General features: G+C 44.1%; 11 protein-coding genes and 3 tRNA genes. 10 read left to right on the forward strand and 4 right to left on the reverse strand.

The features are described from left to right. The first annotated feature begins 287 nt into the window (after positions 1-287). The 6 genes from JMY01_RS08815 to JMY01_RS08835 all read left to right on the forward strand — a co-directional run bounded on the left by JMY01_RS08815 (position 288) and on the right by JMY01_RS08835 (position 3365). A tRNA-Asn gene (locus JMY01_RS08815) sits at positions 288-363 on the forward strand. Positions 364-703: 340 nt separating this feature from the next. Beyond that, positions 704-779 (forward strand) — tRNA-Asn (locus JMY01_RS08820). A 239-nt stretch (positions 780-1018) separates the two neighbouring features. Further along, positions 1019-1348, forward strand: a complete 330-nt coding sequence (locus JMY01_RS08825; RefSeq protein WP_201575207.1) for a CopG family transcriptional regulator — start codon at positions 1019-1021, stop codon at positions 1346-1348. Positions 1349-1729: 381 nt separating this feature from the next. Further along, entirely contained in the window at positions 1730-2083 is a 354-nt protein-coding gene (locus JMY01_RS14140; protein ID WP_227677608.1) for an IS630 transposase-related protein, read from the forward strand. Continuing rightward, complete coding sequence (locus tag JMY01_RS08830) at positions 2034-2576, forward strand: IS630 family transposase (RefSeq protein ID WP_265089828.1); 543 nt, start codon at positions 2034-2036, stop codon at positions 2574-2576. Before JMY01_RS14140 ends, JMY01_RS08830 begins: the two co-directional genes overlap by 50 nt. 54 nt (positions 2577-2630) lie before the next feature. Further along, positions 2631-3365, forward strand: a complete 735-nt coding sequence (locus JMY01_RS08835) for a hypothetical protein (RefSeq protein ID WP_201575208.1) — start codon at positions 2631-2633, stop codon at positions 3363-3365. Between the two features lie 157 nt (positions 3366-3522). Here the strand turns inward: JMY01_RS08835 and JMY01_RS08840 are convergent. The 3 genes from JMY01_RS08840 to JMY01_RS08850 form a co-directional block, all read right to left on the reverse strand. After that, positions 3523-3613, reverse strand: a tRNA-Ser gene (locus tag JMY01_RS08840). Between the two features lie 89 nt (positions 3614-3702). Continuing rightward, on the reverse strand, positions 3703-4860 hold the full coding sequence (locus JMY01_RS08845) for a type I glyceraldehyde-3-phosphate dehydrogenase (RefSeq protein WP_201575209.1): 1158 nt from the start codon (positions 4858-4860) through the stop codon (positions 3703-3705). Positions 4861-4943: 83 nt separating this feature from the next. Beyond that, on the reverse strand, positions 4944-6887 hold the full coding sequence (locus JMY01_RS08850) for an AAA family ATPase (RefSeq protein ID WP_201575210.1): 1944 nt from the start codon (positions 6885-6887) through the stop codon (positions 4944-4946). A 322-nt stretch (positions 6888-7209) separates the two neighbouring features. Between JMY01_RS08850 and JMY01_RS08855 the strand changes: the two genes are divergently transcribed. The 4 genes from JMY01_RS08855 to JMY01_RS08870 all read left to right on the forward strand — a co-directional run bounded on the left by JMY01_RS08855 (position 7210) and on the right by JMY01_RS08870 (position 12148). Then, the gene (locus tag JMY01_RS08855) at positions 7210-8736 is read left to right on the forward strand and encodes an aldehyde dehydrogenase family protein (protein ID WP_201575211.1); all 1527 of its coding nucleotides are present in this window, start codon (positions 7210-7212) and stop codon (positions 8734-8736) included. Between the two features lie 137 nt (positions 8737-8873). After that, positions 8874-9902 carry an alcohol dehydrogenase AdhP gene (gene adhP, locus JMY01_RS08860; RefSeq protein ID WP_201575212.1) on the forward strand — a complete coding sequence of 343 codons (1029 nt, stop codon included), beginning with the start codon at positions 8874-8876 and terminating at the stop codon, positions 9900-9902. A 175-nt stretch (positions 9903-10077) separates the two neighbouring features. Then, on the forward strand, positions 10078-10410 hold the full coding sequence (locus JMY01_RS08865; RefSeq protein WP_201575213.1) for a DUF779 domain-containing protein: 333 nt from the start codon (positions 10078-10080) through the stop codon (positions 10408-10410). A gap of 109 nt (positions 10411-10519) precedes the next feature. Continuing rightward, positions 10520-12148, forward strand: a complete 1629-nt coding sequence (locus JMY01_RS08870; RefSeq protein WP_201575214.1) for a GMC family oxidoreductase — start codon at positions 10520-10522, stop codon at positions 12146-12148. 71 nt (positions 12149-12219) lie between these two features. Here the strand turns inward: JMY01_RS08870 and JMY01_RS14450 are convergent, their stop codons facing one another. Continuing rightward, on the reverse strand, positions 12220-12441 hold the full coding sequence (locus JMY01_RS14450) for a DUF2798 domain-containing protein (protein ID WP_227677789.1): 222 nt from the start codon (positions 12439-12441) through the stop codon (positions 12220-12222). Positions 12442-12591: the final 150 nt, after the last annotated feature.

The raw sequence follows: 12591 nt of genomic DNA on the forward strand, positions 1-12591 counted from the left end.
AAGCACTTAAAGCCAAAAACTGCCTTCCCACTTCTAATTCACCACTTTTATCATAGTCGTCTTTTTACACAGCTTTTAGGTCTGCTCTTTTAGGTCTACTAATAGTAAATATGCTATTAATGGCGCTTATTTAAGCAAAAACTTCTAATTTTAAGAGATTGTACAAAAAAGGCTTGACGTATTTTTTATCTTTGCTAGAATACGCCCCACTTAGCAACAACTCGCAAGAGTCTATTCTCAAGCGTCTACGTTAAGTAACTGTGAGATTATTAACCCTCACGCCTTATTCCCCAATAGCTCAGTTGGTAGAGCGTCGGACTGTTAATCCGTGTGTCCCTGGTTCGAGCCCAGGTTGGGGAGCCATATTTTAGCAAGTAGCTGCTTTATATATGCTCAGCTATCTCTGCGAACATAAGTACTTTGAATCATCTTAGATTCAATTATGGCATTTGCCAAAACCCTCATCAGTTTGTTGAGGGTTTTTTTATGTCTGTCACTTTCATGACGCTGTCTTTTATCAGCCAACCCTCTGTCTCTGGCAATTAATGAGCTAACAAATAGCACCAAACACCTGATAATCAGGCATTAAAAGAAAAAACTGCCTTTAATCGCTTATTAAGGTTGACAGACCCTAACTACTTGGCTAAAATACGCTCCACATAACGTAAACAAGCTTAGCAAGTTTACCGTTATAACAATTTATTCCCCAATAGCTCAGTTGGTAGAGCGTCGGACTGTTAATCCGTGTGTCCCTGGTTCGAGCCCAGGTTGGGGAGCCATATTATAAGAAGCCTTCATCTATATTGATGAAGGTTTTTTTATGGCTAACTGTTTTTGCGGGCGCTGGTATTCTTTTAGACGATTTTGTTGTATGGTAAGAGGTGTTGATAAATTTCAGTTTATAATACTTATCTAGAATACTCTTGAGCAATCATTCGTATCATAAAGACATATGACAGGTTGCCCATCATTTTTATCAAAATCCTTTATTCCTACTCACTATAAGTAATGGTTTACTATGATACCTGTACGCATAAAAAATAAATTTTCTGATCATCCGCAAAAAGTCACGCGCCCAGTTAGTATTCGTCTTTCTGAAGAGATGATTGAGTTACTAGAATCAACCTCATCAGAGCTTGGTTTCAAACGCATTCAAGGCCTAATCCGCCTCTACATTCGTCAAGGTCTCGACCGTGACCATCAAGACTATACCTTAGCGCATGATGAGCTATTCATTGAGACCTTGCGCAAAAGCGGTGTTAGCCAGCATATCATCGATAAAGCTATCGTAGTGACACACGACAATAGCATTACTCACCCACTGTCTGAGCTTCAAAATAACGATTAAAACTTTTTATTTTTAGAACACGCTCCAATATTGAAAGACCAAGTTTGCTTAATTGCGCTTGGTCTTTTTTTGTTGTTTTTAGATTCTCTTATTTATTCTATAGTCAAGGAATTTTAAAATCGCTACAAGGCGACCGACCGCAGATAGTACACTAAGTACATCTAGGGCGGGTAACATCATAGCGATTTAAAAGTGCTCCGACTATATTTCTACTTATTAGCCCTTCTTTTTATGCTCAAATATAACTGTCTCTCACCCTACATTAAGTTTAAGACTGTATTTAGCTATAATTAAACCCAACATGCTATCAAACGAGGTATAGTCGGTCTTTTATAAATAAGATACAATACTATTAAAACTAAGAGAAAGATATTAATAACGATGACTTATTCTGCAGACTTCCGGGCGCAAGTGATCAAAAGCGTCAAAAACAAAGACATGACTATTCGTGAAGCGTGTACTTTCTATGACGTTAGCAAGACGGCATTACAACGCTGGTTGAAAAACCCAACAATCAAACAATCTCGGGATAAAGCACCCAGTAAAATACCAAATGAAGCACTTCTTCAAGACGTTGCGCAATATCCAGACGATTACATGTATGAGCGAGCACAGCGTTTAAATTGTAGCAAATCAGGCATTGAGATTGCCTTAAAGCGTCTTGGTATCAGTCAAAAAAAAGACCTTGGAACATCCAAAAGCCTGTCCGATCAAAAGAGCGATATTCCAGAGTAGGCTTGATCACTTTAAACAGCAAGGCTATCCCATTGTCTATATGGATGAAAGCGGCTTTGAGCACGAGACTATCCGCTCTCATGGCTATGCACCGATAGGTACACCCTGTATAGATAGCTACAACTGGCAAGCAAAAAAGCGTACGAATGTCATCGGGGCATTGTATGAAAAAATGCTGTTTGCGCTTGATTACTTTGAGCAGAATATTAACAGCACCATATTCTACAACTGGTGCAAACGAACACTAATCCCAAGCCTTAAAACCAAATGCGTTATTGTCATGGATAATGCTCGGTTTCATAAAAATAAGCGTATCCAAAAACTACTCAACAGACATGGTCATCGTATTTTGTGGCTACCACCGTACAGTCCTGATCTTAATCCCATTGAAAAGAAATGGGCTCAAGCTAAGTTTCTACGCCAAGGCTGGATGGAGAATAATCTGCCTAAGCTATTTCATGATATGGGTTGTATCTCTTTTATTGTGGATTGACTATATATTAACAAAGCAGTCGTTGTTATTAATGAGTATACAAGGAGGTATACGATGGCGGGTTTGTATCAGCGTTTTCATAAGGCTTTATTATTAACGATCATGTTAGCAGCTCTGCCGATCGTGCATGGCTGCTCACAGCCTCAAGTTGATCCTAGCAAAAGAACCATACCCACTGACTCTGATCACTGGCAAAAAAAGCTAGGGGATACTTTTGAGCAGCTACCTGAGAGCGACAGACAGCTTCTTAGCCGCTATATGCTGCGTATGAAGCTTAGCGGTGCATACGAGTCAGGAGCGATGCCGCGCATCACTATCAAGCAAGCGTTGATACAGCAGCGTGAATATGAACGCCGGCACCCTAACAATCCAACCGGTAGAAAAAGCCCTGTCATCATCAATCAACAAACAGGTACTAATCAGGCACAAACCTATTCTGTCGCCCTACTTCCCGTGAAGACCAGCAGTAGTGATAGTTTGAATCAAGTGAAGTTACAATTTATGCTGTCTAATGATGGCACAGTTGCCATTAACAGCTTTAGAGGTTCACTGCTGATGAAGGATGCCAAGCTGACCAAAGGCAAACGTTTCAATATACCGCTCACAAGGTTCGAACCGCCCATAGCGCCTGAACAATCAGGTAAGATTGTGATTGAAAGCAGTATTGAAGATATTAATGTTATGCGCGCCATTAGAAATGCACAAGACGTGACGATAGAAATCAGCGACGGTGTCATCACCTTAGCTGATGGTCAAAAGATTAAATTCACCAATAACCTTTCGAAGTAGCATTTACAGGCAATATTGATATCAGTCGCTTCTATGAATAAGCAGTCTCTACAGAAGCCAATCATCCCTTTTACTTTTAGTTAATGTGCGTTGGTTTGGACAGTTATTAAAGACATAAAAAAGCCCCAATCATTGACTGATTGGGGCTTTTTGAATTTGGCGGAGACGGAGAGATTCGAACTCTCGAAGGGCTATGAACCCTTGTCGGTTTTCAAGACCGGTGCATTCAACCGCTCTGCCACGTCTCCATTTGTGCATCATTATAGCGATATGAAATAAGAATGCAAGCGCATATCTAAAAAAACTTTAATTATTTTATCACTAAGCGTTTTTTGGATTATGCTTGCTTGCTAGAGGCCAGATGCAAACACATATCAAGCAGCCTATTGGCATAGCCCCACTCATTATCATACCACGCAAAAACCTTGTATTGACTACCCACCTGCATAAGCTGCTGACCATCGATGATAAGCGACTCAGACTGATGAATGAAATCACTTGAGACCAGTGGTTCCTCAGTATAGGTCATGATATCGAGCAAATGCGCTTGGCTCGCAGATATAAGCACTTCTCGCATCGCATCGACACTGACATCTGGCGCGTTGAATACAAAGGTCACATCAATAGCGGCGACGTTGATGGTTGGCACACGAATAGAATGACCGTTAATCTTACCTACCATGCTTGGCAATACACGCTCTGTCGCTGCAATACTGCTAGAAGTAGTAGGAATGATATTATGCCCTGACGCCCGCGCTCTTCTTGGATCACGATGCGCCTGATCCAGTACCGTTTGATCAGCGGTCACCGCATGAATTTCGGTCATCATGGCCGACTGCACACCAAAAGCCTTATCAAGCGTATCTATCAGCGGTACCAATGCCTGCGTAGTACAAGATACGCTTGAAATTATCGGTAGCTCACATGTCAGTAGCTCGGTATTAACACCCATCACAATGCAAGCGTCTACATCATCAAAAGGCGCGGCGCCAATGATAACTTGCTGAGCACCCGCTTCGATATGCTGATGCGCTTGGTCGTAAGAACGAAAATATCCTGTACACTCCAATACCACATCGATTCCTAGCGTCTGCCAAGGCAACTGTTTGGGATCTGGCTCTGAAAGCATACGGATACAGTAGGTGTGGTTATTTTTGGTCAAGCACAGTTGGGTTTGGCTATATTCATCAGCCATACTGTCTACTATGTCTGCACTGACGCCAAGACGACTCAATCGACCATGAGTACTGTCAAACTTTAGTAAATGCAATAAAATATCGGCTGGTGCCAAATCATTGATGGCGACTACATGAATGGCGCGGCCTAACACTTCAAAACGCTCTAGCAGCGCGCGCAGGACATTTCGCCCTATACGCCCGAAACCATTAATGGCGACTCTCAGCGGCTGCGTGTGCTCGCTGGTTGCATGAAACCCTGCCGCTGCTACAGCAGGGTCTGACGTAAGTCGGTAGGTGGCGCTAGAAAAATCAGGCATAACAAGGTATCGCTATAAAGGTAGGAAGTGATGTAAGTGAACATAGAAGGTTAGTACTGATAATTAGTACTGATAAAAAAGCATTAAGGGGTAATAAAGATCAGCGCCAAACGAATAGTATTATAATCAACGCTTTGTTTGAGACTCTCGTAAATAGGCTTAATTTTTACGCTGCCATCATCATTGAAGTCATTGGGGTTATTGGCCACTTTAATCGCCACATAAGCATTACCAACAGCTGTCATCACCTCATCTTCAGGGCGCAGATGATCGCATGCAAGGCTTGGGTCTTGGCGTTTAAGCTCACTAATATGGCGCATAATCGTCGACTGCGCAAGCTCACGCGTCTGTGCAATATCAGCGATAGACAGACTCTCTTCTAATAATAGCCGCGTCGCAACCAATGTACTCTCAGATTTATCAGCAACCTGATTACCACGCTTTTGCTTCTTTTCTTGCTGCGCTTGCAGGCGCTCATGGCGTCTTTTTTGTAGACTGGCATAGGCCTCAATGACTGACTTACTGAGCGTGCCACCTGATTTTAAAATAAACTTATCATGAGCCTGCGTCATGCTTTTTTCATCGAGCATCGCATAGTTGGCATCGGCGTCTTCCGACAACTCCAAAAAGCGCTTATCAGCGCCCCGCGCCAATGGATCAAGTTGCAAGCTCATTTTATTTATACCAAGCAGCTGCAAACCTGCCAGCGATTTGAGCCGTGATAGTGCCACGTAGCCTTGCCCAAGCTCAAAAGTACGCGATAAATCAATCTCAGCCGCGTCCAAAGTCATGCCTTGCGATTTATGAATGGTAATCGCCCATGCCAGACAGAGCGGCACTTGCAGGTAACTTGCTAGCACATCTCCCGTCTCATCTTCGATGATCCACTCTTCAGGCTCAGCGATGACCTCGCGGCCTGAATTGAGTCTGACCACTGGCATTTTTTGCGTGACGGCTTTCTTACTCTTTGGGTTTTTTTGATCTTTTTTAGCGTTGTCTTTGGCGTTCTTAGCAGTATCTGTCTCACTGTCGGTAGTGTTATCTGTATCGACACCATCCTCATTGTCGATTAAGGCATTACTATCATTCTGACTGTCATCAACTTTGACAGCAGCAAAGCCTATCAACTCACCCATGGTACCGTTGGACACACCAAGCTCAGTGTTGTTTTTGATAAACATCACCTTAGCACCAACTTTTAGAATCAGCTCATCTTGGGTGCGCACAGTCTTTTTGAGTGTCTCAACCAGTTTGCTATCACCTGTCGCGGTGGCCTCAAACCGCATGGTTTCACCTTCAAGCGCTGCCAGTTCTTTATCATTAATTTTATTGACGTTGAGGTTGTGGGTATAGAGACGGGTGCGATTGATATCGACGTTTTGATCAAAGGTAGCTTCCAATGCCGCAATCGCCTCAAAAGTGACTTCTTGTCTGCGAATCTGATTGAGAATATCATCCAGATCGAGACCACTATTAGCGGCCTCACTGACTTGCCGATGCTGCTCGGATAAATAACAAATATGGAACTTAGCATCGAGCCAAGCCTCAGACATAAAAGCAAACTTTTCTCGATTGCTCTCACCCTTACTCCCAATCGGTGGTAACTGAAAAAAATCTCCTGCGACCACCACTTGAATACCACCAAATGCAGCATCATTTTTGCGCACATGCTTGAGCACTTGGTTGACTAGATTAAGCTGCTTGGCATGCAGCATGGAAATCTCATCGATGATCAATACCGCTGTGTCTTTTAGTCTGTCTGCTAAAAACTGCTTACGCGATAAATTGGTCAAATCACGATCAGACAACTCGTCTTTGATGCCTATACCCGACCAACTATGGATAGTCGTGCCGTTCATGTGTGTCGCCGCGATACCCGTACTAGCAGTCACGGCAACTGGCACACGGCGCGCGCGTAAGTAATCGATGTACTGGTTGAGAGTATAAGTTTTACCTGAACCTGCTGAGCCAGTCAAAAACACATTTTGACCTGTTTTTAAGATATTAAGAGCAGAAGATTGACGCATATATCCAAACCAACCAATAACATAAGAAAAAGGAAACTACCGTCGTAGCATCATAATGGTAGCAATTATAACAGCTGTACCAAGTTTTCGAACCAATTTAAGCAGATACTTATGCATAACCTAAATTTATGAAACAACCTGATTTGCTTTACTAAAAGTAACTATGCTTATATACAAAAGTTCAGTACGATAGACTGACAACCTGATCAGGAAGATCCGGCAAAACCGTGCAAGTGACTTTATAGATACGACCTCAAAAGATCATATATTAAAGGCTTGAACGTTTATTTGCTTTATAAATTAATACAACAAGGAGTCGTTAATGCTACACGCTTATCCCAATACAGAAAACAGCCCCGTCCAATTCCGCAAAAAATATGACAACTTTATCAATGGTGAGTGGGTCGCACCAGCCGATGGAGAGTATTTTGACAATACCAGCCCCATCGACGGTAAAGTCATCTGCCAAGTCGCCCGTTCAAAAGAAGCAGATATCGAAAAAGCCTTAGACGCTGCCCACGCCGCCAAAGACGCTTGGGGTAAAACCAGCGTCGCTGAACGTGCTAATCTACTGCTCAAAATTGCAGATAAGATGGAAGCCAATTTAGAAGCCATCGCCATTGCCGAAACGTATGAAAACGGTAAGCCTGTACGTGAAACCCTAGCAGCAGACATTCCGTTAGCCATCGATCACTTTCGCTATTTTGCCAGTGCCATTCGTGCACAAGAAGGCGGCATCAGTCAAATTGATGATGACACGGTTGCTTATCACTTCCATGAGCCACTGGGTGTCGTCGGCCAAATTATCCCATGGAACTTTCCAATCCTCATGGCAGTATGGAAACTAGCCCCTGCGCTTGCTGCGGGTAACTGTATAGTACTCAAGCCTGCAGAGCAAACGCCTGCCTCTATTCTTTATATGCTAGAGACGATCGGGATTGCTGATATCTTACCAAAAGGTGTCCTCAACGTGGTCAACGGTTTCGGGGTAGAAGCTGGTAAGCCGCTTGCCTCCAATCCACGTATCAATAAAGTGGCCTTCACTGGTGAGACGACTACTGGTCGCTTAATCATGCAGTATGCTAGTGAAAACATCATTCCAGTGACACTAGAGCTGGGTGGTAAGAGTCCAAATATCTTCTTTGCTGATGTCATGGACGAAGACGATGATTTCTTGGACAAAGCGGTCGAAGGTCTAGTGATGTTTGCGCTCAACCAAGGTGAAGTCTGTACTTGTCCGTCGCGCGCATTAGTACACGAGAGCATTTATGATGAGTTTATGAAGCGCTGTATCGAGCGCGTCAAAGCCATCAAAATGGGCAATCCATTAGATACTGATACCATGATTGGCGCCCAAGCCAGCACAGACCAGTTAGAAAAAATCCTATCTTATCTGGATATTGGCAAAAAAGAAGGGGCCAAAGTATTGGTCGGTGGCGAACAAGCCAAGCATGACGGCGACCTTGCAGATGGCTACTATGTACAGCCCACTATCTTTGAAGGCACTAACGACATGCGCGTGTTCCAAGAGGAAATCTTTGGGCCAGTACTTGCCGTCACGAAATTTAAAGACGACGAAGAGGCCATGAGCATTGCCAATGACACCTTATATGGTCTTGGTGCTGGAGTCTGGACACGCAGTGTACACAAAGCCTATCGCTTCGGACGTGGCATCCAAGCAGGTCGCGTGTGGACCAACTGCTACCACATCTATCCTTCGCATTCTGCATTTGGTGGCTACAAGCAATCGGGTATCGGCCGCGAAAACCATCTAATGATGCTTGATCATTATCAGCAAACCAAAAACATGCTGGTATCGTATAGTCCAAAAGCGATGGGGTTCTTTTAAACACTATTTGCTAAAGCGCCTTACAAGGAAGCGTAAGGTACAAACTTGATGCTTACTAAGCATCTACATGTAAAATAATTGGCAGTTTAAAAGACTAAGTCGAGCATTAGTGACTGCTAGTAATAAGGAGTTATACCATGAGTAATAAAATGAAAGCTGCGGTTCTGCATGAGTTCAACCAACCTCTGCAGATTGAAGAAGTTGATATCCCTACCCCAGGTCCTGGTCAAATTGTAGTAAAAATGCAGGCATCAGGTGTCTGTCATACCGACCTGCATGCTGTCGAAGGCGATTGGCCAGTCAAACCAAGCCCCCCGTTTATCCCTGGTCATGAAGGTGTCGGCCTGATCACTGCTGTGGGTGAAGGTGTTAAGCATGTCAAAGAAGGCGACCGTGTCGGTGTGCCTTGGCTCTACTCTGCCTGTGGTCACTGTACGCACTGTCTAGGTGGCTGGGAAACCCTGTGCCTAAGTCAAGAGAACTCTGGTTATTCAGTGAATGGTAGCTTTGCAGAATACGTATTGGCAGATGCTGACTATGTTGGCATTATCCCTGAGAGCGTTGACTCTGTTGAGATTGCACCAGTTCTATGTGCAGGTGTGACGGTATATAAAGGTCTGAAAATGACAGACACCAAACCAGGTGATTGGGTCGTCATTTCAGGTATCGGTGGACTTGGTCACATGGCGGTACAGTACGCCATTGCCATGGGACTGAACGTTGCTGCCGTCGATATTGACGATGAAAAGCTCGATTTTGCCAAAAAACTGGGGGCAAAAGTCACCGTCAATGCCAAAAACACCGATCCTGGTGAGTATCTGCAAGAAGAGATCGGCGGTGCTCATGGTGTGCTAGTGACAGCCGTCTCCTCTAAGGCCTTTGATCAAGCACTAACCATGCTACGCCGCGGTGGTACTTTAGTCTGTAATGGTCTGCCAACAGGCGACTTCCCTGTCTCTATCTTTGATACGGTACTAAATGGTATTACCATTCGTGGCTCAATCGTTGGTACACGCCTGGACCTACAAGAGTCGCTAGATATGGCGGCGGAAGGTAAAGTAAAAGCGACCGTTGCCGCTGAGCCGCTTGAGAATATCAATGACATTCTTGATCGTATGCGTGATGGCAAGATTGAGGGACGTATCGTGATTGACTACTCTATGTAGATATTGCAATCATCTTAGTGATTGGTACGTTTAGTCACAAAACATCACTTAATCACTAACGCTAGGTCGTATCGTTTTCAGCCACATGCTATGAATGATGTGAGTGAAGATGATACGACCTTTTATATTTTTTACCGATTAGTTTGGGTAAAAGTTTAAAAACAAGGAGCACGATATGAAACTTGAAGCGACAGAAGCCTGCGTTGCGTTAATTGAGTTATTAAAGTCCAAACACGGTGATCTGATGTTCCATCAATCTGGCGGCTGCTGCGATGGCAGCTCACCGATGTGTTATCCGCTGGGTGAGTTCAAAGTTGGCGGTCAAGACGTACTCGTCGGTGAGCTTGCTGGCTGTCCATTTTATATGGGTAAAGCTCAGTATAAACTCTGGCAACATACTGACTTAACTATCGATATAGTCGATGGTCGCGGTGCTAGCTTTTCACTGGAAATACCTGAAGGCAAACGCTTTATTGTGCGCTCTGAAATATGCGCCATTGAAGATTGAATGAATGCCTAGCGTCAGTATTCTGTTAGGTCTATACTAATCAATGACCTATATACTGGAAAGCTAGCTCTCCAGTTTGATTGGCATGGAAGCTATAAGGAATATAAAAATGGAATTTGACGCAAAATTTGATTACGTCATCGTTGGTGGCGGTTCTGCAGGTTGTGTGCTCGCTAGCCGGCTGACAGAAAACCCCGACATCAGTGTTTGCTTGTTAGAGTACGGCGGTGAGGGCAAAGACCTTGCTGTTCGCGTCCCTGCAGGGCTCATCCTTCTCGTCCCTGGCAAACCGCTTAAATTAAATAACTGGTGCTTTCATACTACGCCGCAAACCCACCTCAATAACCGCCGCGGCTTCCAACCTCGTGGGCAGTGTTTGGGTGGCTCATCAGCCATTAATGCCATGATCTACACTCGTGGCAGTCCTTTAGATTATGAGCGCTGGGTGGAGCAAGGCTGCGAAGGCTGGGGCTTTGATGATGTCCTGCCCTACTTCATCAAGTCAGAAAACAATGTTCACGGTAGCGATGCGCTGCATGGTGATAGCGGGCCACTGCACGTCAGTGATTTACTCAGTCCTCGTGAAGTTTCTAAAGCATTCGTAGAGGCAGGGATAGCCAATGGACTTGAGCATAACCAAGACTTCAATGGCAAAAAACTAGAGGGCGTTGGTCTGTATCAAGTGACGCACTTTCATGGAGAGAAACAAGGTCAACGCTGCTCTGCCGCTGCCGCTTATCTACATCCAGTACAAAACCGGCCAAACCTGACGATCATTACCCATGCGCAAGCCAACCACGTCATCATTGAAGACAATCAGGCAGTCGGCGTTGTTTATGAAAAAGATGGGGTTAAACAAACCGTTATGGCGCGTCATGAAGTCATATTATCAGGAGGAACCTTTGGCTCACCCAAAGTTCTCATGTTATCGGGCATAGGTCCTGCTGAACACTTGCAGTCACACGGTATAGATGTCGTGGTAGATGCGCCTGAAATCGGTGGCAATCTACAGGATCATTTGGATGTGGTATTTGATTACGAGGTAAACACCACGGATGTCATCGGTATCGGCATGATTGGTGGCAAAAACTTCCTTAAAGCGCTTTCACAATGGCGAAAAGATGGCACTGGCATGCTATCGACCAATTATGCTGAAGCGGGTGCTTTCTTTAGCGTCGGCGAGGATCCGCAAGAATGGCCAAATACCCAACTACACTTTGTCATCTCACGAGTGGTGAATCATGGTCGTGAGCTCAAACGCGGCTACGCCATCTCTTGTCACAGCTGCTATCTGCGCCCCGAAAGTCGCGGCACTGTCAGACTCAACTCCGCTGACCCTTCTGACGCAGTGCTGATTGACCCAAACTACCTATCTCACCCTAAAGACGTAGAATATATGGTGGCTGGTGCAGAGCGTACCCGAGCGATCATGCAAGAAGCCCCAATCGCAAAATACATCACCGAAGACTACCCTGCTCCGTATATTGAAAAAGACGGCATGCTGGGTTATATTCGCAATAGATCCGATACCATCTATCACCCTGTTGGTACTTGCCGCATGGGCTCAGATGATCGCTCGGTCGTAGATCTGGAGTTAAAAGTGCGCGGTGTAAGCGGACTGCGTGTCATCGATGCCTCAGTCATGCCAACCTTAATCAGCGGCAATACCAATGCACCTACTATTATGATCGCTGAAAAAATGGCTGACAGGATTAAAGCTGAGCATGGTCAAAGTTAGCACAAAAATAATTGTTGGGATGACAGATCTGCTATGGACTATTCATTAAGTGCGTTTATTATAATAGCCTTTTATTGTGGCTCTAAAATGCGCTTGGTTAACTTTTGCACGGGTTGACCGATGATTAAGACAGCGACGAATGCTGTTGGCAAAGCAACTTTCCATGCATTGAGAAAGTTTATAAAAAAGTCCTCTGACAACCCTAAATTGATAAATGTAATAAACATCGTCATCAGAAATGATAATAATGTAGACATTATGGCAGTGTTAACGACTCTAAATTTGAAGTTCATGACTTTCCTATAGATCAAGTATAATATTATAAAAATAGGCTGATGTTGCTAGCCCACCTAAATTCGATAAATAACATTATATATAATTATATACTGTTTTTGAATTTCAAAAAACCAAACGTAGTGATTGATTACTTAGGACAATGCTTT

Source organism: Psychrobacter sp. H8-1 (genome assembly GCF_904846575.1).
GTDB lineage: Bacteria > Pseudomonadota > Gammaproteobacteria > Pseudomonadales > Moraxellaceae > Psychrobacter > Psychrobacter fulvigenes.